Raw genomic sequence first — 25,147 nt, 5'->3', positions numbered from 1 at the left:
CGCCGGGCGCGTATGTCCTGCCCCGCGGGGGTGCTGCGGGCCGGGACATACGCTGGCGGCATGGCCAGGGACGACGTCTCACCCTCTCAGCAACCCGCCCGTGGCTCCGCACTGGGGCTGCCCGCGAAGGGCCCCGGCTCACTGGCCCCCTTCGGACGTCGGATCGCCGCCTACCTGGTCGACTCGGTGGCCGCGGCCTTCGTCGCCGGCCTGGTCACCGCCCCCGAGCTGCCCCGACTGTGGAGCCTGCCGGCGTTCGGGGTGATCACCGTGGTCTTCCTGGTGCTCACCGGCCAGACGCCGGGCATGCGGTTGCTGGGCCTGCGGCTCGCGCACCCGAGCACCGGGCAGCGGCTGGCGCTGTGGCGGGCGCTGGTCCGCACCGGCCTGCTCATGCTGCTGGTGCCGGCGCTGGTGGTCGACGCCGACGGCCGCGGCCTGCACGACCGGCTCACCGACACCGCCGTCATCCGCGACCGGGTCTGACGAAGGACCTCGTCCCACTCAGCACTCGCAGGCTCGCGCTGAGCCTCCGGACGAGGCCGGGAACGCACGGACGCCCCCGGTCGCAGCGGCGACCGGGGGCGTCCTCGTGCTGGGGCTGCGTCAGCCGCGGCGGCGGACCTGCCGCTGGCTGACCGACATCTGGCGGCCGCCGGGGAGCGGGCCGCCGGGCATCGGCAGGCGCTGGGTGCCCAGCGCGGCCATCCGCTTGCCCAAGGAGTTGACCTCGGCGCCGTCGAGGTTGCGAGGGAGCTTCATGACGTGGGTGCTGAGCTTCTTCAGCGGCACCTGGCCCTCGCCGTCGCCGACGACCACGTCGTAGATCGGGGTGTCGCCGACGACCTTGGCCATCCGGCGCTTCTCCGCGGCGATCAGCCCGCGCACCCGCTGCGTGTTGCCCTCGCCGACCAGGATGATCCCGGGGCGGCCGAGCACGCGGTGCAGGGCGTCGAGCTCGCGGGTGCCGGCCACGCCGGAGCTGACCCGCCAGTCACCGCGCATGCCCTCGAGCACCCAGGACGCGGCACCCGGCTGGCCCTCGACCTGCTTGTAGGCCGAGCCCTGGGCACGCCGTCCGAAGACGATCAGCGCGGCGAGCAGCCCGAAGAGGACGGCGAAGGGCAGGAAGATCAGCGGCGAGCTCAGCAGCACGCCGATCAGCTCGACCACCGCGAACACCACCACGAAGGCGATGAGCATGGCCCAGGGGAGCTTGGGGTCGTTCTTGTACGTGAGCGTGTAGGCCTGGCGCATCATCCCGGCCTGGCCCTTGAGCTTGGCCAGCCGGGAGCCCTTGGGCTTGCCGTCCTTGCCCAGCTTCGGGGCCTTGGGCGCCTTGCCGGGCTTGCCGGTGGCACCGACGGCGGTGGCGCCGGTGTGGCGACCGGACGCGCCGGCCGGGCCCCGACCGGCCTTGCCGGTGGGGGCGGGGGAGTCGGTGGACCTGCTGCGTGCCATGCCCACGAGGATAGGGCCCCGGCGAGCCCCGTCCGCGCGGCGCGCGTCCGGGGTCGCCGGGAGGGGTGAGCTCAGCGGGTGGTGACGGTCAGCCCGCGGGCCTCGGCGGCCTGCTGGTAGAGCCGGCCGGCGCGGTAGGAGCTGCGCACCAGCGGGCCGGAGAGGACGCCGGCGAAGCCGATCCGCTCGGCCTCGGCGTTGAACTCGACGAACTCCTCGGGCTTGACCCACCGCGAGACCGGGTGGTGCCGGACGCTGGGCCGCAGGTACTGGGTGATGGTGAGCAGGTCGCAGCCGGCCTCGTGCAGTGCCTGCATGGCCTCGACGACCTCGTGCGGCTCCTCGCCCATGCCCAGGATCAGGTTGGACTTGGTGACCAGCCCGGCCTCGCGGGCGGCGGTGATGACCGACAGGGACCGCTCGAAGCGGAAGCCGGGGCGGATCCGCTTGAAGATGCGCGGCACGGTCTCCACGTTGTGCGCCAGCACCTCGGGGCGGGAGGAGAAGACCTCGGCGAGCTGGTCGGGCTCGGCGTTGAAGTCCGGGATCAGCAGCTCGACGCCGCAGCCGGGGATCTGCTCGTGGATCTGGCGGACCGTCTCGGCGTACAGCCACGCGCCGCCGTCGGGCAGGTCGTCGCGGGCGACGCCGGTGATGGTCGCGTACCGCAGGCCCATGGAGACCACGCTCTCGGCGACGCGGCGGGGCTCGTCGGTGTCGTAGTCGGCGGGCTTGCCGGTGTCGATCTGGCAGAAGTCGCACCGCCGCGTGCACTGGTCACCGCCGATGAGGAAGGTGGCCTCGCGGTCCTCCCAGCACTCGTAGATGTTGGGGCAGCCGGCCTCCTCGCACACCGTGTGCAGGCCCTCGCGCTTCACCAGCGACTTGAGCTCGGTGTACTCCGGACCCGTCTTCAGCTTGGTCTTGATCCACTCGGGCTTGCGCTCGATGGGCGTCTGGCTGTTGCGGACCTCCAGACGCAGCATCTTGCGTCCGGCCGGTTCGATCGGGGACGCCGCAGAAGCGGCCGGTCCGGCCGTCACAGCGGCCTCCTCCATGCCCAGGCTCATGCCGAGAACCGTACTCCCGGCCCCCGGACGACCCGGGACGTGCGGAGGGGGCCCGGCCGTGTGGCCGGGCCCCCTCGCAGGACGTGTGGTGCGGTGGACGGCAGGTCAGCCGGCGGCGTCCTCGTCGGGACGGGTGCCCCGGCTGGGTGCGGTGTTGCCGGCGCTGCCCGGGGACTCGGTGAAGCTGTCGGGTGCCGCGGTGGCCACCGGGCTGTCGGGGTCGTTCGTGGTCCCGGTCGCGGTGGTCGGACGGTCCTGGTTGCTGGGCTCGTCGCGGCCGGAGGCGGGCTGGGCCTCGAGGGCGCCGATGCCGCCCTCGACCGGACCGGAGTCCGAGGGGGCGGTCATGGCGGAGGAGACGGTCTTCCCCTGGGCCTCGGGGGACTCGGTACCGCCTGCGGGGGTGCTCGGTGAACTGGACACGGGGTCCTCTCGGTAGCTGGGCACGGGACCGTCGCCGGAGGGCGCCGGGTTCCACAGGTCGTTCGTGTTCTTCCTGCGCAGGACCACCACGGCGACGCCGGCGACGGCGGCCAGGACGGCCACCACCCACGGCCACCGACGCGGCTGCTTCTCGATGCCCACGCTCCGCTTGACCGTGGTGACGGTCTTCGCCGTGCGCTTGCCGGCCTCCTTGCGGGCCTCGGCGACGGCCTTCTCCAGCTCAGCCCGCCGCTTGGCGGCCTGCTTGGAGAGCTTGTCGGCCTTCTTGCCCAGCTTCTCGGCCTTCTTGCCCGCGGCCGAGTAGTTGGCGTCGGCGGCGGCGCGCAGCGCGGCGAGCCGGACGGCGGCCTCGGCGCGGGCCGTGTCGGCGGCGGCCGCGGCGTCCTTGCGGACCTTCTCGGTCTGCTTGGCCGTGGCGGCGGTCAGGGTCGCCGCGGTCGCGGCGATCTCGGCGCTGCGTGCGTCGATCAGTGCGCGGGCGGAGTCCGCCTGCGCGGCCAGGCTGGCCCGGGCGCTGTCGAGCGCCGGCACCGCGGCGTCACGGGCGGCGGTCACCTTGGGGGCGGCGTAGGCCGTGGCCGCGGCGGTGGCGGCGCTGATCTTCGGCCCCGCGGCGTCCCGGGCGGCCACGATGCGCGGCGTGGCGGCCGCGACCGCGGTCTCCAGGTTCGCCCGGGCGGCGTTGGCGGCGGCCTCGAGCGCGGGACCGCTCGCCCCGCGGGCGGCCTCGATGCGCGGCGTGGCCGCGGCGACGGCGGTCTCCAGGTTGGCCCGGGCTGCCTTGGTGGCCGCCTCCAGACGCGGGACGACGTCGGACTCGTAGGCCTTCTGTGCGGCCTCGATGCGCGGGGCGAGGTTCTCGCGCGCTGCCTCGATGCGCGGCGCCAGGTTCTCCCGGGCGGCGTCGAGCCGGGGCACCAGCACCTCGCGGGCGGCGTCCAGCTGTGGGGTGAGGGCGGCCACGGCGGCCTCCACGCGGGGGGCCACCTCGGTGGCGTAGGCCACGGTCGCGGCCCTGGTCGCTGCGTCGACCTGCGGGCGCAGCTGCTCGGCCGCGGCCCGGCGGGCCTCGGCCGCAGCCAGGCCCAGGTGCGCCAGCCCTTCCTGCAACTCGGCCCCGATGACCTCTGTCGGGCTCTTCTTGCGGAACACTCCAGCACCTCCGAGTTGATCGCTTCTCGATCATCCTGCCCGCTGGCGTCCCGCGGCACACCCCGAACCGGTGCGGGCACCCGGCGGAGCGCCGGTGCGCACGGCGCGCCGCCGTCCGGATCGCCGGTCCCGGTCGGCGCGTGCAGCCGCCGATCCCCAGGCGACCCCGGCCGGGTCCGCGCGAGGGGCTCCCTGCGGACGCGACAGCGCCCCGTCCCCTCACCGGGGGACGGGGCGCTGTCGTGCGGGGGTGGGTCAGTCCAGCTCGGAGGCCAGCGGCTCCAGGGCGGCCCGGGAGCCCAGCCAGGTGTTCGCCCGCTGCAGGTCGTCGTCGAAGTCGACCTCGACGGCGGAGAACCGGGAGATGTCCAGCGGGCGGAACCGCACGCCCGCCCGCTGAATCGCCAGCTCCATGCCCCGCTCGAAGTAGTCGGTCATCTCCACGGTGGACAGGGCCTCGACCAGCGCTGCCTTGTCGGCACCGGACACGTAGTTGATGCCCACCGCCTCACCGAGCCCGCCGACCACGGTCTTGGACAGCTCGGCGATGAAGCCCTCCTCGTCGAGGGTGTACTTGACCTCCTCCTCGGCGACGGTGGAGGTGTCGACGCAGACGAAGCTCTGGTCGGCGGCCACCAGCGGTGCGGCGTGGTCGAGCACGGCCGGGTCGAACACGACGTCGCCGTTGAGCCAGAGCACGCCGCCGGTCTGCGAGGACCGGAGCGCGCGCAGCAGGCTCTGCGAGGTGTTGGTGGTGGCGAAGTCGGGGTTGAAGGCGAACAGCAGGTCCGGCTGGGCCCGCATGACGGCCTTGGCCCGGTAGCCGACGACCGCGGTCACCGGGGTGTGCGCGCCGAAGACCGCGCGGACGCCGTCCAGCTGCTGGGACATGATGCTGCGGCCGTCCATCAGCGGGGTGAGCGGCTTGGGCAGCTTGCGGCCGAGGCGGGTGCCCATGCCCGCGGCCAGGACGACCACCTGGGGGGCGGTCTGCACGGTGGCGGAGGGGCGGCCGGCAGCGGCCGGCTGCGACCGCTGATCGCGGCCCCCGGTCAGGATCGGGTCAGCAGTGCGCATGCTCATCTCCTCTTTCCGTCGTGCGTGGGTGCAGCACCCGTCGGCCCAGGCGGGCCGGCCGGGAAGAACAGCTGGAGGACGCGCTCGGTGGCGTGTCCGTCCTCCAGCGAGCAGAAGGTCTCGCGGAACCGGTCGTAGCGCTCCGTGGGCACCCAGGGTGCCCGGCTGAGCTCGGCGATGGCGGCCAGCACCTCGTCGCTGGTGCTCAGCAGCTCACCCGGGGCGGCCTCGGCGAGGTCGAAGTAGAAGCCCCGCAGCTCGTCCTGGAAGTAGTCCAGGTCGTAGGTGAAGTTGAGGATCGGCTTCCCGGTGACGGCGAAGTCGAACATCGTGGAGGAGTAGTCGGTGACCAGGACGTCGGCCGCCAGGTAGAGGAAGCTGATGTCCGGGTAGCTGGACACGTCGCGGATCGGGGACCCGTCGGCGAGGTCCAGCCGGTCGGAGACCATCTGGTGCACGCGCAGCAAGAGCACGTGGTCCTCGCCCAGCGCCGCGGCGAACTCACCGAGGTCGAGCGGGAACGAGTGCTGGGGGTCGCCCTCGGCGGCGTTGAACACCTGGTCGTCGCGCCACGTCGGGGTGTAGAGGACCGCGGTGGCGCCCTCGGGGACGTCCAGCTCGGCCCGGACCTGCGCCCGGATCCGGTCGCGCTCCGGGGAGCTCAGGACGTCGTTGCGCGGGTAGCCGGTCTCGTGCACCGGGCCGGTGAAGCCGAAGGCCTTGCGGAAGCGCGGGGTGCTCACCGCGTTCGGCGACAGCAGCGCGTCCCAGCGGGCGATCTCGGTGTCCAGGTAGGCCAGTCGGCCCTCCGGTGCCCACAGCACGTCGTTGTGGATCCGCTTGAGCGGTGTGCCGTGCCAGGTCTGCAGGTACGTGGTGCCGGGGGACTTGTCCCAGTCGAAGCCGATGTGGTCGTTGGAGACGACCATGTCGGCGGCCTCGAGCGCGGCCACCGCGGCGGCGCTGCCGAACTCGACCGTCGTCGTCCCGGCGGGGAAGTCCCCGATCCGGTCGGCGGCGGCCAGCCACGTGTACGCGTGGTCGTCGCCGCGCTCGACCAGCGCCTCGAAGAGCGCGCGCGGGCTGTCGGAGTACATGCCGCGGAAGCTGTTGAGGACGACGTTCAACGCAGACCACCCGTCCGGACGAGGGAGGACCGGGACGCCGGACGGCGCTCCAGGACAGGCAGGACCAGCTCCGTCAGCTCGGTCCAGGAGGAGACGACGGCGAGGACGCCGGCCGCCCGCAGCTGCGCCTCGCGCTCGGCCCGCTCGGCCCGGGCCACGAAGCAGAGGTTGCCCACGGTCGGGCACCCGGCCCGGACGGCGGACAGGGCACCGGGGACGGAGTCCTCCACCGCCAGGCCCTGGGCCGGCTCGATGCCGAGGTCGGCACAGGCGTACAGGTAGACCGCCGGGTCGGGCTTGCTGGTGGGCGTCGGGAGGGAGTCCTCAGCGCTGTACCGGTCGGCCGGCGGGACGAGCTCGTCCAGGCCGGTGGCGGTGAAGCAGGCGGCCAGCCGGGTCAGCGCGCTGGAGCTGACCGCGGTCAGGGTGAGGTGCGCATCGAAGGCGGTCAGCGCGGCGGTGACCTCGGCGTCCGGCCGCAGCACCCGGCCCAGGTGGGCGGTGACGGCGGTCTTCTCCTGGGCGACCCAGCTGTCCAGGTCGGTCACGGGGACGCCGGCGGCGGCGGCCAGCTCGGCGGCCGTCGTCCGGAAGGTCTTGCCCGTGGTGGCCAGGCGGAGCTCCTCGGCGGTGAACCGCAGGTCGACGCCGTGTGCGGCGAGGAAGCGGTTGGTCACCTCGGCCGAGGCGACGAAGGCCGGCTCCTCGGAGGGGAAGAGGTTCCCGTCCGCGTCGCAGAGCAGCGCCTCGAGTGGCTCGATGAGCGCATCGGTGAGCCGGGGCATGGCGGGCGCCTCCTCCGTGGGGTGGGTCGGACGGGTGGTCATGCCGGCAGCAGTGCGCCGGACGACGGGGGACGCGCCGGGACGGCGGCCACGTCGTCCTCGGCGAGCGCGACGGCCACGGCACCCCGGACGCCGAGCTCCTCGAGCTGCTCGAGCGCGGCGCCGAGGTCGGCGACGAGGTCCTCGTCGCGGGCCAGGTCGCCGAAGACGGCGTCGACCGACAGCAACGGCCGGGGGTCGGTGCCGCCGGCGCGGGCCAGCAGCCCGAGCTGCTCGGCGCGGTCGTCGGCCAGCACGAGCTGCCGGCCGGCGAGGTCGGTGCCCTGCAGGTACCGGCACCAGCCCGCGACGGCGAGGGTGAGCAGCCGGGAGGGGCGGCCCTGCGCCCGGGCGGTGAGCAGCGAGGGCAGCACGTACAGCGGGATCTTCGACGACCCGCGGCGGCACAGCCGGTCCAGCCGGTCACCGGTCGCCGGGTCGGCGAAGCGACGCAGCAGGCTGCGCTGGTAGGCGTCCAGGTCGATGCCGTCGGGGGCGGGCAGCAGGGGTGCCACCTCCTCGGCCATCAGCGCGGTCACGTAGCGGCCCAGCACCGGGTCGGCCAGGAACTCGTCGACCCACGTGACCCCGGCCAGCTCGCCCAGGTGCCCCATCGCGGAGTGGCTGCCGTTGAGCAGCCGGGTCTTCATCAGCTCGTGGTGGCCGACGTCGGCGACGAGCTGCACGCCCACCCGCTCCAAGGGCGGGCGGCCGTTGCAGAAGGAGTCCTCCAGGACCCACTGGGAGAACGGCTCGGTGACGACCGGCCAGCGGTCGGCGACGCCGAACAGCCGGGCGATCCCGTCGCGGTCGGCGAGGCTGGTCGAGGGGGTGATCCGGTCGACCATGCTCCCGGGGAAGGTGACCCGCTCGTCGATCCAGCGGGCCAGGTCGGGGTCGCGCAGTCGGGCGAACCCGACGACCGCGGCACGGGCGGCCTCCCCGTTGGACTGCATGTTGTCGCAGGACAGCACCGTGAACGGGGGCAGCCCGCGCCCCCGCCGGACGTCGAGGGCCTCCACGATGTAGCCGAACAGGGTCCGCGGGTGGTGCGGGTCTGCCAGGTCGGCGTGGACCGCGTCGTCGGGGACGAACCGGCCGGTGCCGGCGTCGATCCGGTAGGCGTTGCCGGTGATGGTCATGGTGACCAGCCGGGTGCGCTCGTCGGTCAGCGCCGCCAGCACGGTCTGCGGGGAGTCGGGGGCGAAGTGGTAGTCGACCATCGAGCCGATCACGCGGGCCCGCTCGCCGGCGCTGCTGCGCTCGACGACCGTGTAGAGGTGGTCCTGCGGTCGGAGGGCGTCGCGCATCTGCGGTGAGTGCAGGCCCACGCCGACCACACCCCAGTCGGTGCAGCCGGTCTCGGCCAGGTCGTCGAGGTAGACCAGTTGGTGGGCCCGGTGGAAGCCGCCCACGCTGAAGTGGACGACGGCGGGGGTGAGGGCGGCCCGGTCGTAGGAGGGCACCCGCACCCGGGCGGCGTGGTGGGGGAGCGTCAGCTCGGACAGCGGGACCGCCTCGGGGGCGGTGGAGGCGCCGGTGGGGCCGGTGCCGTACTGGGCGAGCTGTTCCATCGACGTCCTCCTCTCAGCCGTTCAACGCTCCTCGCGCACGGTGGCGCCCACCACCCGCTCCGGGTTCCGCGACGGCCCGTGGGACTGCCGCCTGCCGGACGGTGGCCGTACCGCTCCCGGCAGCTGCGCTCCACCGGCGGCTCGGGCCGGACGACATGGCTGGTCGTCGGACTCGTGCCTGCCGGGAGCGCGTTGTCGGCGCGACCGTGTGCAGGCGGCGCTGCTGCTCAACGCCGGGTCGCTGGAATGCCCTCGTCGGACGTTGGGCAAACCCGCTGCGATCATGAACATACGGGCCGGGACCCGCTGTTGGCCAACGCAGCACCCCCGGTGGGGTCAGCCGGCGGTGCGCACCTGCACGCCGGGCAGCACCAGTGCGGTCAGCTGCGCCCACGAGCCGACCACCGCTGGCATCCCGGCGTCGGTGGGTGCGCCGCGCTGCGTGCGGGCCGCTCACCGGCCGGCACGACGAGGGCGGAGCGGTCGTGGGTGGGGACCGGGACCCGGTCGGGGTGCTGGGCCAGGGGGCGCCCTCCTGGGCGACGGCCGCATCGCAGGCCACCCGGTCGATCCCGCCCCGGGACCGGACGCGCGGCGTGCGCCCGCCCACGCGCCGGAGGAACGCCGTCCCCGGCCCGTGCGCGCGCTAGGATCGGCGCCGTGACCGGCGGACTCCTGCTTCCCCGGCCGTGCTGATCTCACCCACGTGGACCAGCACGGCGACCCCTCCTGTGTGAGGGGTCTCTTCATGTCCGCCCCCTGTACCAGGAGCGCCGCGATGAGCCAGACCACCGAGCCCACTGCCGACGGGGTGCCCCCGCACCGCTACACCCCGGCGCTGGCCCAGCAGATCGAGCTGGCCTGGCAGGACCGCTGGGAGGCCGAGGGCACCTTCCACACGCCCAACCCGGTCGGTCCGCTCAGCGAGGGCTTCGACCGCGTGGCCGACCGGCCCAAGGCGTTCGTGATGGACATGTTCCCGTACCCCTCCGGGGCCGGCCTGCACGTCGGGCACCCGCTGGGCTACCTGGGCACCGACGTCACCAGCCGGTTCCTGCGGATGGACGGGCGCAACGTGCTGCACCCGATGGGCTACGACGCCTTCGGCCTGCCGGCCGAGCAGTTCGCGGTGCAGACCGGGCAGCACCCGCGGGTCACCACCGAGGCCAACATCGCCGCGATCAGCGCGCAGCTGCGCCGGCTGGGCGTCGACCACGACACCCGCCGCACCTTCGCCACGATCGACCCGGGCTACTACAAGTGGACCCAGTGGATCTTCCGGCAGGTCTTCGAGGCGTGGTTCGACCCCGAGACCGACCGGGCCCGCCCGATCACCGAGCTGGTGACCGAGCTGGACGCCGGCACCCGCCAGCCCGCGCCGGGCACGCTGCCCGAGGGGCAGAGCTGGGCCGAGCTGTCCCCGGTCGAGCGTCGCCGGGTGGTGGACGCCCACCGGCTGGCCTACCGCCACTCCGCGCCGGTCAACTGGTGCCCCGGCCTGGGCACCGTGCTGTCCAACGAGGAGGTCACCGCCGACGGGCGATCCGAGCGCGGCAACTTCCCGGTCTTCCGGCGTCCGCTGACCCAGTGGATGATGCGGATCACCGCCTACGCCGAGCGGCTGATCGACGACCTGGACCGGCTGGACTGGTCGGACTCGCTGAAGCAGATGCAGCGCAACTGGATCGGCCGCTCCACCGGCGCACGGGTCCGGTTCCCCGTGTCCGGCGAGACCGTCGAGGTCTTCACCACCCGGCCCGACACCCTGTTCGGTGCCACCTACCTGGTGCTGGCGCCCGAGCACCCGCTCGTCGAGGCGCTGACCGCGGACGTGTGGCCGGACGGCGCCGACCCGCGCTGGACCGCCGGTGCCGCCACCCCCGCCGAGGCGGTCGAGGCCTACCAGTTGCAGGCCTCCCGGCGCTCGGAGCTGGAGCGGCAGACCGAGGGCCGCGACAAGACCGGCGTCTGGCTGGGCGTCACCGCGACCAACCCGCTGACGCAGCGCCAGCTGCCGGTGTTCATCGCCGACTACGTGCTCACCGGCTACGGCACCGGCGCGATCATGGCCGTGCCCGGTGAGGACACCCGCGACTGGGAGTTCGCCCAGGTCCTCGGCCTGCCGGTCGTGCGCACCGTGCAGCCCCCGGCGGACTTCGACGGTGGTGCCTACACCGGCACCGGGCCGATGATCAACAGCTCCAACGAGCAGCTGTCGCTGGACGGGCTGGACAAGGCCACGGCCATCGCCACGGTCACCGAGTGGCTGGTGGCGAACGGCTGCGGTGAGGCGACGACCACCTACAAGCTGCGCGACTGGCTGTTCAGCCGGCAGCGGTACTGGGGCGAGCCGTTCCCGATCGTCTACGACGCCGACGACCTGCCGGTCGCCGTCCCGGACTCGATGCTGCCGGTGCTGCTGCCCGAGGTCGACGACTACTCGCCCAAGACCTTCGCCGACGACGACGCCGACTCCCAGCCCGAGCCGCCGCTGTCGCGCGCCACGGAGTGGACGACGGTCACCCTGGACCTGGGCGAGGGGCCGCAGGAGTACCGCCGGGAGACCAACACGATGCCCAACTGGGCCGGGTCGTGCTGGTACTACCTGCGCTACACCGACCCGACGAACGACCAGCAGTTCGTCGACCCCGAGCTCGAGCGGTACTGGATGGGCCCGCGCGAGCCCGGCGACGTGGGCGGCGTGGACCTGTACGTCGGCGGTGTCGAGCACGCCGTCCTGCACCTGCTGTACGCCCGGTTCTGGCACAAGGTGCTGTTCGACCTGGGGCACGTGTCCAGCGAGGAGCCCTTCCGCCGGCTGGTCAACCAGGGCTACATCTCCGCCTACGCCTACACCGACTCCCGCGGCTTCCCCGTGCCCGCCGCCGACGTGGTCGAGCGCGACGGCCAGTTCCTCTACGAGGGGCAGCCGGTCCACCGCGAGTACGGGAAGATGGGCAAGAGCCTCAAGAACGTCGTCACGCCCGACGAGATGATCGCGATGTACGGCGCGGACACCTTCCGGGTCTACGAGATGTCGACCGGGCCGCTGGACCAGTCCCGGCCCTGGGAGACCAAGGCCGTCGTCGGCTCCGCCCGGCTGCTGGCCCGCATCTGGCGGGTCGTGGTCGACGAGGAGACCGGAGAGGTCCGCGCCGGGGACGTCGAGCCCGACGACGACACCTCCCGCGCGCTGCACCGGGCCATCGAGGCCGTGCGCGACGGCATGACCACGCTGCGGTTCAACATCGCCATCGCCCGGATCACCGAGCTGACCAACCACCTGACCCAGGCGTTCCCGCCCGGGACGGCGGTGCCCCGCTCGGTCGCCGAGTCCCTGGTGCTGCTGGTCGCACCGCTGGCCCCGCACCTGGCCGAGGAGCTGTGGTCGCGGCTGGGCCACGCCGGCTCGGTGGCCTGGGCGCAGTTCCCGGTCGCCGAGGACCGCTGGCTGGTCGACGACACCGTCGAGGTCGCCGTGCAGGTCAACGGCAAGGTCCGGGCACAGGTGGCCGTCCCGGCCGACGCCGATGCCGCGACCCTCGAGGCGGCGGCCCGCGCCGACGAGAAGGTCGTCGCCCAGCTCGAGGGCAAGACGGTGCGCCGCGTCATCGCCGTCCCCGGCCGCCTGGTCAACTTCGTCGTCGGCTGAGGAAGGGCCCCGCGGCGGCGACCGGCGGAGCCCGGCTACCGGACGTGGATCAGGTGACCTGATCCACGTCTGTCCTCCCTCACCAGTGCTGCTGAGGGAGGACAGACGTCGGTGAGGGAGGACGCCGCAGACCAGATCAGGCGGGGACGCTGGTCCGGCCGGGACACCGCCCGCGGCAGGGGGCTGCCCGGCGCGGGCACCTGCCCGGCGCCGGCACCCGACGTCAGGCGGGGACGGCGGTGCCGGTGAGCACGCGGCGCATCGTGGCCTCGACCGGCTCGATGGCCTCGGCGACGGTGACGTCCCGGCCGAGCTCGGCGGTCAGCGAGGTCGCCCCGGCGTCGGGGATGCCGCACGGGACCATGTTGCCGAAGGCGGTCATGTCGGGGTCGCAGTTGAGGGCGAAGCCGTGCATGGTCACCCCGCGGGCCACCCGGACGCCGATCGCGGCCACCTTGCGGTCCGGCCCGCGCTCGTCGGCCAGCACCCAGACGCCACTGCGGCCCTCGACCTGCGACGTGGCCAGACCAAAGCCGGCGCAGACCTCCATCAGGGCGAGCTCCAGCCGGCGGACGTGCGCGACGACGTCGACCGGGTCGGCCAGCTGCACGATGGGGTAGCCGACGAGCTGGCCCGGGCCGTGCCAGGTGATCTTGCCGCCGCGGTCGACGTCGACGACCGGGGTGCCGTCGAAGGGCCGCTCGTGCGGCAGGGTGCGCTTCCCGGCGGTGTAGACCGGCGGGTGCTCCAGCAGCAGGAGGGTGTCCGGGCCCGTGCCGGCGACCCGTCGCTCGTGCACCTCGCGCTGCTGCGCCCACGCCTGCTCGTAGGGGACCAGCCCCGCCCGCACCACCGCCAGCTCGCTCATGACCAGACAGCCTATGCCTCGTCCGGCTCCGTCCCCCTCGTCCTCCGCGAGCCCGGGACGAGCCGCTGGACGGGACCGGTCAGGCCAGCCGGCGGGGGCGGACCGGTGTCTCCACGGCCTGCCCGTCGCTGCCGCGCGCGACCCGGTGGGCGCTCGCGCCGGGCCGGTCGGAGACCGCCTCGACCAGCTCGGTGCCGCGGTAGACCAGCCCCACGCCGTCGTCGGTCGCGTACCCGGCGGGCAGCACGCCCTCGGCGACCAGCCGGTGGTAGACCGGCCGGCGCTGGGCCTCGGAGTCGTGGTGGACGCCGTTGGAGTGCGGCAGCAGCGCCAGCCCGTTCGTCACCGGCCGCAGGTCCGGGCCGAAGGAGTCCGTGGTGCCCCCGGCGTGCCAGCACAGCGACCCGGCCGACACCCCCGCCAGTACGACGCCGGCCTGCCACGCCTCCCGGAACACCTCGTCCAGGCCGTGCACCCGCCAGACCGCGAGCAGGGCGGCGACGCTGCCGCCGCCCACCCAGACGACGTCCTGGGACAGCAGGTGCGTGCGCACGTCGGCGAGGTTCGGCATGGGGAACAGGCTCAGGTGCGAGGCCCGGACGGCGCTGCCGGCGAAGGCGCCGTAGAAGCCCGCCACCCGCGCCGGGTCGTCGCCGGTGGCGGTGCCCAGGTAGGTGATCCGCGGCTGCTCCGGCCGGCCGGCGAGCTCGACCGCCAGGTCGACGACCGGTCCGGGCACCGCGCCGTGGGGGCCGCGGGCGTGCAGGCCCATGCTGGTGGCCAGGATCGTGGGTGCGGCAGCGGGCACGGCGCGAACCTACCCGGGCCCGGGCTCCGGCCCGTCGCTCCGCCGCGGTGGCGGCCCTCAAGCCCCGCGTCCCGGCGCGGGTGCCGAGCCCGCCAGCCGGCGCAGGACGGCGCGGGCGGTGCGGGCACCGCTGGCCATGGCGCCCTGGATGGACGGGGTGTCCCGGTGGTCGCCGCAGACGAACAGGCCCTCGCCCAGGTCGACCGGTCGCCGGTGCTGCAGCGGTACCGTCGCCGCCGGTTGCGCGCCGGTGACGGTCACGCTGGTGAGGTGCTCGAGCTCGGCCGGTGCCACGCCGTGCGCGCGGGCGACCTCGGCCCGGACGTCGGCCTCCCGGGTGGGCTGCAGGGTGGAGCTGGCCACCAGGGCCCGCCCGTCAGGGCTGTAGGCGGGCTGGGCGTCGGAGACGACGACGCTGTTGACCAGCCGGCCACCGGGCCGTCCGAGCACGATGAGCGGTTCGGACCATGGGGAGGTCGGCAGCACGTGCAGGTGGGTGGTGACCTGCCGCGGTGCGGAGGCCCCCAGACCGGGGAGCAGCCCGCTGGCGGTGTCGGGGTCGGTGGCGACCACGACCGCGTCGGCCGTCGTCGTCCCGGCGGCGGTGCGCACCGACCGGCCGTCGACGGCGGTGACGCGGACCCTCAAGTGCACCTGCCCGGCGGGCAGCCGGTCGGCCAGCTGCTGGCCGACCGACTGCATCCCGGCTGCGGGGAGGCCGACCCGGCCACGGACGAAGCTGCGCCACACCAGGTCGAGGTAGCGGCTGGAGGTGCTCAGCCGGTCCTCCAGCAGCACCCCGGACAGGAAGGGGCGCAGGAACGTCTCCAGGGCCTGCTCGCCCACGCCGGCGGAGCGCAGTGCCTCCTCGGCGGTGCGCTCGGGGGCCGCCAGCAACCGGGACACCGGCAGGTAGCCCGCCCGGGCGGAGAAGGCGGCCAGCGCCGCCTTCCGCGGGAGCCCGCCGATCGGCGCCCGCACGGTGTCCAGCAGTGCTCCGAGGTGCTCACGGGGGTCGACGACGCGGTGCGGGCCGCGCTCGCCCTGCACGACCGCCCCGGTCCAGAACCACCCCATGTCCAGGGCGTCCAGGTCGAGGTCGGCCACCCGCGGGTAGCCGGTGTTGAGCACCTGGAAGCCCCGGTCGACGGTGAACCCGTCGACCCGGGTCGTGGTCAGCCGTCCGCCGGCGTGGTCGGCTGCGTCGACCAGGTGGACGTCGCGGCCGGCGGCAGCCAGCCGGGTCGCCGCCGACAGCCCGGCCAGGCCGGCGCCGACCACGACCACCTCGGCGCGTGCAGGCAGGGTCATGCCCCGAACGTAGGCGCTGGGCGCCGGCCCCGTCCGGCCGGAGTCCGGCCCGTGGACGGAGCAGCGGCCTGTGGACAGCGCCGACGCGGTGGCCGCCGGACCGCCTACGGTCCCCGGCATGCCTGCGCAGCCCGCCCCGACCGCGGCCCCCGTCGTACCCGGACTCGTGCTCGAGGAGCTGCTCGGCCGTGGCGGGTCCGGCCAGGTCTGGCGGGCCCGTCCCCGGTCCGGTGGACCCCCGGTCGCGGTCAAGGTGCTCGTCCGGGGTGACCCCGAGCGGCAGGAGCGGGAGGCAACGCTGCTGGGGGAGCTGGACCACCCGCACCTGGTCCGCCTCCACGAGGTCGTCCGCCGCGAGGTGCGCGGTGCACCGGCGCAGGTGGCGCTGGTGCTCGACCTGCTCGAGGGCGGGAGCCTGGCCGCGCTGCTCGCCCGGCGGGGCCGGCTGCGGCCCGGGGAGGTCGTGACCACGGTCGCCCCGGTCGCCGCCGCGCTGGCCCACGCCCACGACCGTGGCGTCGTGCACGGTGACCTCTCGCCGGGCAACATCGTCTTCACCGCCGAGGGGCGCCCGGTGCTCACCGACCTCGGGACGGCGCGGCTGGTCGGGGACGCCGCCCGCGCCGAGGTCACCCCGCCCTATGTCGACCCGGTGGTCGCCCGCGGAGGCGCACCGGGGCCGGCCTCGGACGTCTTCGGCGTGGCGGCCGCGGCCTTCCACGCGCTCACCGGCATCGCACCGTGGAACGCCGCCGACCCCGCCGGCACGCTCACCGTCGCGGCGGGCGGTCAGCTGCCCGACCTGGCGGTGCTGGCCCCCGAGGCTCCCGAGGAGCTGGTCCGGGTGGTCCTGCGCGGGCTGTCGCCGGAGCCGCACGAGCGGGGCTCGGCGGCCGCGTTCGCCCTCGACCTCCGGCATGCCTGCCGGCCCGAGCCGGTGCGGCTGCCGGTGGCCGGGGTCCCTGACACCGAGCTCGCCGTCACCGGCCGCGGGCCGCGTACCGAGCTGACCCACCAGGTACCGGGGCAGCGGCCGCGGGCCGCGCACGCTGCACCCGCCCCGGCGAGCCGGCTGGCCCGGGCGCGGCGGTGGTCGACCGAGCGGTCCGGTGTGGACGGGCAGTGGCGCGCACTCGTCCGGAGGTCGGTCACCGGTGCTGCCGTGGTGCTGGCGGTCGGCGGTGCCCTGGCGGGTGCGGTCTGGCTGGGGTCGAGCTGGGGGAGCGCCGGCGAGCCGGTGCCCGCGGCGGTGGCCGGGCCCGCCCCGACCGGGGACGTGCGCTCCACTGCCCCGTCGGGGTCGCCCACCGGTCCGCCGGCGTCGCCGACCGGCGGGGCAACGGCTCCCCACGGTCCGGCGGCGCCCGCCGGGGGACGACCGGGGGACCGGGCGCCGCAGGGCGACACCGCGGGGACGGCGGGGGGTGCCACCGCCGGGACGCCGGAGCGCGGCGCGCCAGGAGGGCCGGGGGACGCCCTGCCAGGGGGGTCGGGGGCCGCCACGCCAAGAGGGCCGGGGAGCGCCGTGTCAGCAGGACCGGGAACCGGTACGCCAGGAGGGCGGGGGACCGGTACGCCAGGAGGGCCGGGGGCCCCGGGCACCCAGCCGGCTCCGGCACCGACCGGGTCGGCCACCGCCTCGTCGCCGGCCGTCGCACCGCAGCTCCCGTCCCCCAGCCCGCCCACGCAGGCGTCGGCGAGCCCGCCGGCCGCCGACCGCACCGAGACGCCGGTCGACGAGGACGGCTGGGCAGGGGTGGTCGGTGAGCTCTACCAGCGCCGGACCGCCGCCTTCGCGGCCGGCGCCGACCCGGCCGTGCTGGCCACCGTCCACGCCCCGGGCAGCCCGCTGCTCGCCCGGGACACCGAGCAGCTGACCGCGCTGCGCACCGCAGGCAGGGTGGTGGAGGGCTTCACCCCACAGCTGCGCGAGGTGGTCTCGGTGAGGGAGGAGTCACCCGGCCGGGTACGGGTGCTGCTGGTCGACGCGCTCCCGGCCTACCGGACGGGGGTGCCGGCACCGGGCACCCGCGAGCTGCAGGCCGACGCGGATCTGGTTCCCGGGCGCGGGGACGCCCGGGTCGAGCTGGTGCTCGCCCGCACCCCCGGCGGATGGCGGATCGCCGAGGGCGGGCTGGTCGGCGGCGGGTGACCGACCGGGGGTGTCCGGCGGAACGGTCAGCCCTTGGCGTGTGCCTGGGCGAGGGCCGCACGCAGGTCGGTGACGGAGAACCGGTACCCGGCGGCCTCCAGCGCCGCCGGCACCGCGCGCTGACCGGCCAGCGCGCCGACCCGCGCGAACTCACCCAGCACCACCTGCAGGGCGATGCCCGGCACGGTCAGCAGCGCCGGCCGGTGCACCACGTCGGCCAGTGCGGCGGTGAACTCGGCGTTGGTGACCGGGGTGGGCGCGGTCAGGTTCACCGGGCCGGACACCGGGGCGGTGAGCAGGAACCGGATCGCGTCGACCTCGTCGGCCAGGCTGATCCACGGCATGTACTGGCGGCCGTTGCCGAGCTTGCCGCCGACCCCGAGCTTGAACAGCGGGGCCAGTCGGCCCAGCAGTCCGCCGCGGGCGAGCACCAGCCCGGTGCGCAGGGTGGCCACCCGGATGCCGGCGTCCACCGCCGGTGCGGTGGCCGCCTCCCACGCGACGCAGACGTCGGCGAGGAAGTCCGAGCCCGCCGGTGCGCTCTCCTCGACGACCCGGTCGCCGGTGTCCCCGTAGTACCCCACCGCCGAGGCCGACAGCAGGACCCGCTCCCGGCCCGGATCGGCCGAGGCCGCTGCGGCCAGGGCCTCGCTGACGGTCGTGGTGGCGTCGACCCGGCTGCTGAGTACGGCCTGCTTGTGCGCCGCGGTCCAGCGGTGGTCGGCCACCCCGACACCGGCCAGGTTGACGACCGCGTCGACGTCGTCGAACAGGCCCGGGGGGAGCCGGCGGTGCGCGGGCTCCCAGCGGTGCTCGTCGGCGGTCCGCGGGGTGCGGCGCACCAGGCGCAGCACCTCGTGCCCGTCGGCGACCAGGAGCGGGACCAGTGCCGATCCGATGAGTCCGGAGGACCCGGTCACGGCGATCTTCATCGAGCTCTCCCAGCGGTGGCGGCGCACGGACCGGCTCGACGGCCGGAGAGATGCCGAGGGCCCCGGCAGGTGCCGGGGCCCTCGGTACCCGTCCGCGGGCTCAGCCGAGCCGGCGGACGGGGTGCTCGATCAGGCGAGGCCGAGGTCGCCGGAGAACTGGCCGGCCTCGAGACGCTCCTTCATGGTGACCAGGAAGCGGGCGGCGTCGGCGCCGTCGACGATCCGGTGGTCGTAGCTGAGGGCCAGGTAGACCATCGAGCGCACGGCCACGACCTCGCCGAGGTCGGCGTCCTTGACCACGACCGGCCGCTTCACCACCGCGCCGAGGCCCAGGATGGCGACCTGCGGCTGGTTGATGATCGGGGTGTCGAAGAGCGCGCCCCGGCTGCCGGTGTTGGTCAGCGTGAAGGTGCCGCCACCCAGCTCGTCCGGCGTGATCTTGTTGACCCGGGTGCGCTCGGCCAGGTCGGCGATCTTGCGCGCCAGACCCGGGATGTTGAGGTCGCCCGCACCGTGGATGACCGGCACCAGCAGACCGCGCTCGGTGTCGACGGCGATGCCGAGGTTCTCGCTGTCGTGGTAGGTGACCGTGCCGGCCTCGAGGTCGACCGAGGAGTTGACGACCGGGTGCTCCTTGAGCGCCTCGATCGCGGCCTTGGCGAAGAACGGCAGGAACGACAGCTTGACGCCCTCGCGGCCGGCGAAGTCGTTCTTCACCTGGTCGCGCAGCCGCGCGATCCGGGTGACGTCGACCTCGACGACGGTGGTCAGCTGAGCACTGACCTGCAGCGACTCCAGCATCCGCTTGGCGATGACGGTGCGCAGCCGGGAGAGCTTCTCGGTGCGCCCGCGCAGCGCGGAGCTGGACGTGGCAGCCGGCGAGGGGGTGCGGGTCGCCGAGGACGCCGCGGCGGGGGCAGGGCTGGCGGCCGGGGCCGGGGTGGCGGCCGCGGCCTTGGCCGCCTCGGCGGCGGCGAGCACGTCCTGCTTGCGGATCCGGCCACCGACGCCGGTGCCCTCGACCGTGGACAGGTCGACGCCCTGCTCGGCGGCCAGGCGGCGCACCAGCGGGGTCACGTAGGCGCCGGAGCCCTCGGGCGCGGGTGCTGCCGCCGGCCGCGAGGCGGGGGCGACGGCCTCGGCCGGCGAGGGGTTGTCGGTGGGCGAGGTGGTCGGCATGACGCCGCCGGAGCCGTAGTCGGCGCCGGGCTGGCCGGTGCTGGTGTTGGCCTCGACCGGGGTCGGGGAGACCTCCTCCGGCGCGGGCGCCGGGGCGTCGGTCTTGGGGGCAGACGGCAGCGGCTTCTCGGCCGCCGGTGCGGGGGCCGCCGCCGGGGCCGGGGTGGCCGGTGCCGCGGCGGGCGCGCTGCCGGCGGTGCCGATGACGGCGAGCTCGGCGCCGACCTCGACGGTCTCGTCCTCGTTCACCGTGATCGACAGCAGGGTGCCCGAGACCGGGGAGGGGATCTCGGTGTCGACCTTGTCGGTGGACACCTCCAGCAGCGGCTCGTCGACGGTGACCTCGTCGCCCACGGCCTTGAGCCAGCGGGTGACGGTGCCCTCGGTGACGCTCTCGCCGAGCGCCGGCATGGTCACCGTGGTGCCCTCGCCACCGCCCGATCCGCCGTCCTGGGACGGGGTCTCGGCCGCCGGTGCCTCAGCAGCCGGGGCGGGAGCCGCCGGGGCCTCGTCCTGGGCCGGGGCCGCCTCGGCCGGGGCCTCCTCCTGCGCGGGGGCGGCGGGAGCGGCGTCGTCGCCGCCGCCGATCACCGCCAGCTCCGCGCCGACCTCAACGGTCTCGTCCTCCGCGACGACGATCTTGGTGAGCACGCCGGCGGCGGGGGAGGGGATCTCCGTGTCGACCTTGTCGGTGGAGACCTCCAGGAGGGGCTCGTCGACCTCGACGGTGTCACCCTCCTGCTTCAACCAACGGGTGACCGTGCCCTCGGTGACGCTCTCGCCCAGGGCGGGCATGGTGACGGTCGTCGGCATCGAAGGCAGGTCTCCTCAGGTCAGGGGGGGTGTCGCGGGGGGTGGGACGGGACGAGCAGGGTCAGCTGTGCGCGTGCAGCGGCTTGCCCGCGAGCACGAGTGCGGCCTCGCCGAGGGCCTCGCTGAGCGTGGGGTGCGGGTGGATCAGCTGGGCGACCTCCTCGGGGAGGGCCTCCCAGTTGTAGATGAGCTGGGCCTCGGCAATCAGGTCGCCCACCCGGCTGCCGACCATGTGCACGCCGACGACCGGGCCGCCGTTGGCGGTGCGGATCAGCTTCACCGCGCCGGCGGTCTTGAGGATGGCGGCGCGCCCGTTGCCGGCGAGGTCGTAGGTGGCGATCTCGAGCTCGCCGTAGCGCTCCTTGGCCTGGGCCTCGGTCAGGCCGACGGAGGCGACCTCGGGCTCGGAGTAGGTGACGCGCGGGACGCCGGCGTAGTCCAGCGGCACGACCGGCAGGCCGGCGAGCCGCTCGGCGACGAGGATGCCCTCGCCGAAACCGACGTGCGCCAGCTGGAGGGTGGGCACCAGGTCACCGACGGCGGAGATGGTCGGCACGTTGGTCTGCATGTACTCGTCGACGAGGACGTAGCCACGCTCCATGGCGACCCCGGCCTCCTCGTAGCCCAGGCCCTGGCTGACCGGCCCGCGGCCGACGGCGACGAGCACCAGCTCGGCCTCGAACTCCTTGCCGTTCTCCAGGGAGACCTTGACGCCGTCGGCGGTGGTCTCGACCTTGGCGACCCGGCTGCCCAGGGAGAAGTCGATCTTGCGGCGGCGGAAGGCGCGCTCGAGGAGCTTGGAGGAGGACTCGTCCTCCAGCGGCACCAGGTGCGGCAGGCCCTCGACGATGGTCACGTCGACGCCGAAGGACTTCCAGGCGCTGGCGAACTCGCAGCCGATGACGCCGCCGCCGAGGATGATCGCCGAGGTGGGCACCCGGTCCAGGGCCAGTGCGTGGTCGCTGGTGATGACCTTGGTGCCGTCGATGTCGATGCCGGGCAGCGAGCGGGCGTAGGAGCCGGTGGCCAGCAGGACGTGCTTGCCCTCGTAGCGGGTGCCGTCGACCTCGACCGCGGTGGGGGAGACCAGCCGCCCCTCACCGGTGACGATGGTGATGCCGCGGCTCTTGATCAGCCCGGTCAGGCCCTTGAAGTTCTTGGAGATGACGCCGTCCTTGTAGGCGTTCACCCCGTCCATGTCGATGCCCGACAGGGTCGACTTCACGCCGAACTGCTCGCCCTCGCGGGCGTTGTCGGCGACCTCGGCGGTGTGCAGCAGCGCCTTGGTCGGGATGCAGCCCCGGTGCAGGCAGGTGCCGCCGACCTTGTCCTTCTCGATCAGCACGACGGACATGCCGAGCTCGGAGGCGCGCAGCGCCGCGGCGTAGCCACCGGAGCCACCACCGAGGATGACCAGGTCAGCGGGGGTGGTGGGTGCGCTCACAAGTGCTCCTCAGTGCTGGGTGACCCGGTGTGGTGCCGGGCACAACGATCGTGCGCCTGCCCATCCTGCCACTCCCGGGAACGACACGTCCGGGTGCTCCGTTCACCAGCTGCGAACGTCGCCGTGCAGCGCGCGACACCGGGGACGGGAGCAGGGCATGGGACTGGTCGACCGACTGCGTGGGCGCCGCGCGCGACCCGAGGCCGGGCCGGGCCGGCGCGGCACGCTGGACCGTGCGTCGGGGTCCGCCGACGTCCGGCACCTGGAGGAGTTCGTGTCGACCCGGCGCGGCGTCGAGGGCTTCGTCGAGCCCCGCACCGCCGTCACCGAGACGACGATCCTGCTGGTGGCCGCCGACGGGGAGTGGACGCGCCGGCGCATCGACGGGCCCGAGACCGCCCGCAGGCTGTCCCGCGACCTCGCCGTCCCGGTGTACGACGCACAGGTGACCGGCTACCCCCAGCGCATGCGCGACTGGAACCGCGACCACCCCCAGGGCCCTGCCGCCCGGTGAGGGCGGCAGGGCCCGGCCGGGTCAGGCCTGGGCGATGAGGTCCTCGATGGTGGCCAGCAGGGTGCGGACCGGGACGCCGGTGCCGCCCTTGGGCGTGTGCCCCCAGGGGCTGCCGGTGTTGTAGGCCGGGCCCGCCACGTCGATGTGCGCCCACGGCAGGCCCGAGGGGACGAACTCGGCGAGGAAGTGCCCGCCCACGAGCATCCCGCCCATCCGGTCGGGGTTGGCGTTGACCAGGTCGGCCACCGACGAGTCCAGGCCGCGGCGCAGCTCGGCGGGCAGCGGCATGGGCCACATCGGCTCGCCACTGCGCTTGCTGGCGGCCACGACGGCGTCGCGCAGGTCGTCGCTGCCCATGACGCCGGACGTGCGGGTGCCCAGCGCCACCAGCTGCGCGCCGGTGAGCGTGGAGGTCTCCAGCAGGTGGGCGGGGGAGTCCTCGACCGCGCGGCAGATCGCGTCGGCGAGCACGACGCGGCCCTCGGCGTCGGTGTTGGTGATCTCGGCCTTCTTCCCGTTGCGGAAGGTGACCACGTCGGCCGGGCGGTAGGCGGTGCCGCTGGGCATGTTCTCCGCGATCGGGACGGTGGCGGTGACGTCGACGGGGAGGCCGAGCTCGGCGACCAGGCACGCGGTGGCGATGACGGCCGCGGCGCCGGCCATGTCGCTCTTCATGTCCTCCATGTGCGCGGCGGGCTTGATCGAGATGCCACCGCTGTCGAAGGTGATGCCCTTGCCGACCAGCGCCACGCTCGTCCGCGCCTTCTTGCCCCGGTACTCCATGCGCAGCAGCCGCGGCGGGCGCGAGGACCCACCGCCGACGGCCAGGATGCCGCCGTAGCCACCGGCCAGGAGCGCCTTCTCGTCGAGCACCTCGACCGACAGCCCGGCCTTCTTGCCCGCAGCGGCGCCGCGGGCGGCCAGCTCGGCCGGGTACAGGTCGTTGGGCGGGGTGTTGACCAGGTCGCGGACCAACGTGACGGCCTGGGCCACGGCGCGCACCCTGGCCAGCGGGCCCTTGGCGGCGCCGGCGTCGGGGACGACGAGCTCGAACGACGACGGCGGGGTGGGCCGGTCGGCGGGCAGCGCGGACTTGTAGGCGGTGAACTCGTAGGCGCCCAGCAGGGAGCCCTCACCGACGGCGTGCAGGCGCTCGGCGTCCGGCGCGCCACCGACGGCGGCCAGCAGCGTGACGACCGAGCCGCGGCCGGTCAGCGCGCGGCTCGCCGAGCCGGCGGCTTGGCGGACCGCCTCGGGGGACCAGCCACCACCGGCCTGCGGGGCGCCGAGACCGGCGACCGCCACGACCGGGAACGGCCCCTGGCCGAACGTGGGGAGCTTGGTGACCTCGCCCTCGGCGCCGCGGGCGCCCAGGTCGGTCAGCGCGGCGAGCAGCCGGCCACCGAGCAGCCGGTCGAGCGCGTCGGCCCCCGGCGTGCTGAGCAGGCCGTTCGGCCCCTGGCCGATCCCGACGACGACGGCGTCGGCGGAGAGCTTCTCGAGCGGGCGGTCGGTGGCGGAGATCGTCGGCGGCACGCGACGATCGTAGGGAGGACGTGAGGACGGCGTACGACCGGCGTGGCAGCGACCACTAGCGTGGCGGGTCGTGACCTCCCCTCTCCTGTCGCCCCTGCACGACCGGCACGTCGCCGCCGGCGCGAAGTTCGCGGACTTCGGCGGCTGGTCGATGCCGATCGAGTACGCCGGCGGCGGGGTGATCGCCGAGCACACGGCGGTGCGTGGGGGCGTCGGTCTCTTCGACGTCTCCCACCTGGGCACGGCGACCGTGCGCGGCCCCGGTGCGGCCGACTTCGTGAACTCGTGCCTGACCAACGACCTGACGCGGATCGGCCCCGGTCAGGCGCAGTACACGCTGTGCTGCGTGGCCGACGGTCCCCAGGCCGGGGGCGTCGTCGACGACCTGATCGTCTACCTGCACGGCCCGGACGACGTCCTGTTGGTGCCCAACGCCGCCAACGCCGCCGACGTCCTCGCGCGGCTGTCCGCGGCGGCGCCGGCCGGGCTCACCGTGACCGACCGGCACACCGAGGTCGCCGTCCTCGCCCTGCAGGGCCCGCGGGCGGCGGAGGTGCTGGCCGCGGTGGGCCTGCCCGGCGAGCTGTCCTACATGTCCTTCGCCGAGACCCCCGGCTCGGGCGGTGACGAGGTGACCGTCTGCCGTACCGGCTACACCGGCGAGCACGGCTACGAACTGCTGGTCGCCGCCGAGCGGGCCGGCGCGCTGTGGGACGCCCTCCTGGCCGCTGGCGAGCCCGAGCAGATCCGGCCCTGCGGCCTCGGCGCCCGGGACACCCTGCGCACCGAGATGGGCTACCCGCTGCACGGCCACGAGCTGTCGCTGGACATCACCCCGAACCAGGCCCGCTCCGGCTGGGCCGTGGGCTGGGGGAAGGACGCGTTCTGGGGCCGGGAGGCGCTGGTGGCGGAGAAGGCGGCCGGCCCTGCCCGCCAGCTGTGGGGCCTGCAGGCGCCCGGCCGGGGCATCCCGCGGCCGGGGATGGCCGTGCTGTCCGCCGACGGGAGCACGGTCGGTGAGGTGACCAGCGGGACGTTCTCCCCGACGCTGCGGACCGGGATCGCCCTCGCCCTGCTCGACACCGACGCGGGTCTCACCGAGGGTGACGAGGTGGCCGTCGACGTCCGCGGCCGCCCGCAGCCCGTCGTCGTCCGCAAGCCCCCGTTCGTGGAGTCCCATGTCCGCTGAGGCCCCCTCGTAGGGGTCCG

The 25,147-nt window shown here is 74.8% G+C and carries 19 protein-coding genes; 5 read left to right on the top strand and 14 right to left on the bottom strand.

Annotation, left to right across the window (positions count from 1 at the left end):
* Positions 1-60 precede the first annotated feature (60 nt).
* Positions 61-486, top strand: a complete 426-nt coding sequence (locus O2W14_RS06060; RefSeq protein WP_269175178.1) for an RDD family protein — start codon at positions 61-63, stop codon at positions 484-486.
* A 120-nt stretch (positions 487-606) separates the two neighbouring features.
* Here the strand turns inward: O2W14_RS06060 and O2W14_RS06055 are convergent, their stop codons facing one another.
* The 7 genes from O2W14_RS06055 to O2W14_RS06025 form a co-directional block, all read right to left on the bottom strand.
* On the bottom strand, positions 607-1,461 hold the full coding sequence (locus O2W14_RS06055) for a DUF4191 domain-containing protein (protein ID WP_269175177.1): 855 nt from the start codon (positions 1,459-1,461) through the stop codon (positions 607-609).
* A 71-nt stretch (positions 1,462-1,532) separates the two neighbouring features.
* Entirely contained in the window at positions 1,533-2,531 is a 999-nt protein-coding gene (gene lipA, locus O2W14_RS06050) for a lipoyl synthase (RefSeq protein WP_269175176.1), read from the bottom strand.
* Positions 2,532-2,636: 105 nt separating this feature from the next.
* Complete coding sequence (locus tag O2W14_RS06045; protein ID WP_269175175.1) at positions 2,637-4,127, bottom strand: hypothetical protein; 1,491 nt, start codon at positions 4,125-4,127, stop codon at positions 2,637-2,639.
* 255 nt (positions 4,128-4,382) lie between these two features.
* Complete coding sequence (locus tag O2W14_RS06040; protein WP_269175174.1) at positions 4,383-5,204, bottom strand: phosphocholine cytidylyltransferase family protein; 822 nt, start codon at positions 5,202-5,204, stop codon at positions 4,383-4,385.
* Between the two features lie 2 nt (positions 5,205-5,206).
* Entirely contained in the window at positions 5,207-6,331 is a 1,125-nt protein-coding gene (locus O2W14_RS06035; protein WP_269175173.1) for a CDP-glycerol glycerophosphotransferase family protein, read from the bottom strand.
* Positions 6,328-7,158 carry an HAD family hydrolase gene (locus O2W14_RS06030; protein WP_269175172.1) on the bottom strand — a complete coding sequence of 277 codons (831 nt, stop codon included), beginning with the start codon at positions 7,156-7,158 and terminating at the stop codon, positions 6,328-6,330. Before O2W14_RS06030 ends, O2W14_RS06035 begins: the two co-directional genes overlap by 4 nt.
* The gene (locus tag O2W14_RS06025; RefSeq protein WP_269175171.1) at positions 7,155-8,729 is read right to left on the bottom strand and encodes a mannitol dehydrogenase family protein; all 1,575 of its coding nucleotides are present in this window, start codon (positions 8,727-8,729) and stop codon (positions 7,155-7,157) included. Before O2W14_RS06025 ends, O2W14_RS06030 begins: the two co-directional genes overlap by 4 nt.
* Before the next feature lie 778 nt (positions 8,730-9,507).
* On the opposite strand from O2W14_RS06025, the gene leuS reads away from it, so the two are divergent.
* Entirely contained in the window at positions 9,508-12,381 is a 2,874-nt protein-coding gene (gene leuS / locus O2W14_RS06020) for a leucine--tRNA ligase (RefSeq protein ID WP_269175170.1), read from the top strand.
* Positions 12,382-12,604: 223 nt separating this feature from the next.
* Here leuS and lipB read toward each other — a convergent pair whose 3' ends face one another.
* From lipB to O2W14_RS06005, 3 genes are all read right to left on the bottom strand, one after another.
* The gene (lipB, locus tag O2W14_RS06015) at positions 12,605-13,249 is read right to left on the bottom strand and encodes a lipoyl(octanoyl) transferase LipB (protein ID WP_269175169.1); all 645 of its coding nucleotides are present in this window, start codon (positions 13,247-13,249) and stop codon (positions 12,605-12,607) included.
* Between the two features lie 79 nt (positions 13,250-13,328).
* Positions 13,329-14,057 carry a peptidase E gene (locus O2W14_RS06010; RefSeq protein ID WP_269175168.1) on the bottom strand — a complete coding sequence of 243 codons (729 nt, stop codon included), beginning with the start codon at positions 14,055-14,057 and terminating at the stop codon, positions 13,329-13,331.
* A gap of 57 nt (positions 14,058-14,114) precedes the next feature.
* Positions 14,115-15,368: an NAD(P)/FAD-dependent oxidoreductase gene (locus O2W14_RS06005; RefSeq protein WP_269175167.1), complete on the bottom strand. Its 1,254-nt coding sequence runs from the start codon at positions 15,366-15,368 to the stop codon at positions 14,115-14,117.
* 118 nt (positions 15,369-15,486) lie between these two features.
* Between O2W14_RS06005 and O2W14_RS06000 the strand changes: the two genes are divergently transcribed.
* A complete protein-coding gene (locus tag O2W14_RS06000) occupies positions 15,487-17,520 on the top strand; it encodes a serine/threonine-protein kinase (protein WP_269175166.1) in 2,034 nt (677 codons plus the stop codon).
* 26 nt (positions 17,521-17,546) lie between these two features.
* Here O2W14_RS06000 and O2W14_RS05995 read toward each other — a convergent pair whose 3' ends face one another.
* The 3 genes from O2W14_RS05995 to lpdA all read right to left on the bottom strand — a co-directional run bounded on the left by O2W14_RS05995 (position 17,547) and on the right by lpdA (position 21,888).
* Positions 17,547-18,452 (bottom strand): TIGR01777 family oxidoreductase, encoded by a 906-nt coding sequence (locus O2W14_RS05995; protein WP_269175165.1) that lies wholly within the window; start codon positions 18,450-18,452, stop codon positions 17,547-17,549.
* Positions 18,453-18,581: 129 nt separating this feature from the next.
* Positions 18,582-20,444, bottom strand: coding sequence for a 2-oxoglutarate dehydrogenase, E2 component, dihydrolipoamide succinyltransferase (gene sucB, locus O2W14_RS05990; RefSeq protein WP_269175164.1), 1,863 nt, complete (start codon positions 20,442-20,444; stop codon positions 18,582-18,584).
* Positions 20,445-20,505: 61 nt separating this feature from the next.
* Complete coding sequence (lpdA, locus tag O2W14_RS05985) at positions 20,506-21,888, bottom strand: dihydrolipoyl dehydrogenase (RefSeq protein WP_269175163.1); 1,383 nt, start codon at positions 21,886-21,888, stop codon at positions 20,506-20,508.
* Positions 21,889-22,045: 157 nt separating this feature from the next.
* On the opposite strand from lpdA, the gene O2W14_RS05980 reads away from it, so the two are divergent.
* Positions 22,046-22,402 (top strand): oxidoreductase, encoded by a 357-nt coding sequence (locus O2W14_RS05980; RefSeq protein WP_269175162.1) that lies wholly within the window; start codon positions 22,046-22,048, stop codon positions 22,400-22,402.
* Between the two features lie 21 nt (positions 22,403-22,423).
* Here O2W14_RS05980 and O2W14_RS05975 read toward each other — a convergent pair whose 3' ends face one another.
* On the bottom strand, positions 22,424-23,938 hold the full coding sequence (locus O2W14_RS05975) for a leucyl aminopeptidase (protein WP_269175161.1): 1,515 nt from the start codon (positions 23,936-23,938) through the stop codon (positions 22,424-22,426).
* 70 nt (positions 23,939-24,008) lie between these two features.
* Here O2W14_RS05975 and gcvT point away from each other — a divergent pair, with 70 nt between their 5' ends.
* The gene (gene gcvT, locus O2W14_RS05970; protein WP_269175160.1) at positions 24,009-25,127 is read left to right on the top strand and encodes a glycine cleavage system aminomethyltransferase GcvT; all 1,119 of its coding nucleotides are present in this window, start codon (positions 24,009-24,011) and stop codon (positions 25,125-25,127) included.
* Positions 25,128-25,147 lie beyond the last annotated feature (20 nt).

Source organism: Modestobacter sp. VKM Ac-2986, assembly GCF_026967795.1.
Taxonomy (GTDB): Bacteria; Actinomycetota; Actinomycetes; order Mycobacteriales; family Geodermatophilaceae; genus Modestobacter.
The sequence above is the reverse complement of the archived record's forward strand: the minus strand, read 5'-3'. Positions and strand labels throughout refer to the sequence as shown.

What these genes read in the sequence shown, in the direction of transcription:
- O2W14_RS06025 (WP_269175171.1), bottom strand. Translation starts at nt 8,729, where the DNA reads ATGGAACAGCTCGCCCAGTACGGCACCGGCCCCACCGGCGCCTCCACC.
- O2W14_RS06000 (WP_269175166.1), top strand. Translation starts at nt 15,487, where the DNA reads ATGCCTGCGCAGCCCGCCCCGACCGCGGCCCCCGTCGTACCCGGACTC.
- O2W14_RS06055 (WP_269175177.1), bottom strand. Translation starts at nt 1,461, where the DNA reads ATGGCACGCAGCAGGTCCACCGACTCCCCCGCCCCCACCGGCAAGGCC.
- leuS (WP_269175170.1), top strand. Translation starts at nt 9,508, where the DNA reads ATGAGCCAGACCACCGAGCCCACTGCCGACGGGGTGCCCCCGCACCGC.
- O2W14_RS06005 (WP_269175167.1), bottom strand. Translation starts at nt 15,368, where the DNA reads ATGACCCTGCCTGCACGCGCCGAGGTGGTCGTGGTCGGCGCCGGCCTG.
- O2W14_RS06040 (WP_269175174.1), bottom strand. Translation starts at nt 5,204, where the DNA reads ATGCGCACTGCTGACCCGATCCTGACCGGGGGCCGCGATCAGCGGTCG.
- O2W14_RS06030 (WP_269175172.1), bottom strand. Translation starts at nt 7,158, where the DNA reads ATGACCACCCGTCCGACCCACCCCACGGAGGAGGCGCCCGCCATGCCC.
- O2W14_RS06060 (WP_269175178.1), top strand. Translation starts at nt 61, where the DNA reads ATGGCCAGGGACGACGTCTCACCCTCTCAGCAACCCGCCCGTGGCTCC.
- lipA (WP_269175176.1), bottom strand. Translation starts at nt 2,531, where the DNA reads ATGAGCCTGGGCATGGAGGAGGCCGCTGTGACGGCCGGACCGGCCGCT.
- lipB (WP_269175169.1), bottom strand. Translation starts at nt 13,249, where the DNA reads ATGAGCGAGCTGGCGGTGGTGCGGGCGGGGCTGGTCCCCTACGAGCAG.
- sucB (WP_269175164.1), bottom strand. Translation starts at nt 20,444, where the DNA reads ATGCCGACGACCGTCACCATGCCCGCCCTGGGCGAGAGCGTCACCGAG.
- O2W14_RS05995 (WP_269175165.1), bottom strand. Translation starts at nt 18,452, where the DNA reads ATGAAGATCGCCGTGACCGGGTCCTCCGGACTCATCGGATCGGCACTG.
- O2W14_RS05980 (WP_269175162.1), top strand. Translation starts at nt 22,046, where the DNA reads ATGGGACTGGTCGACCGACTGCGTGGGCGCCGCGCGCGACCCGAGGCC.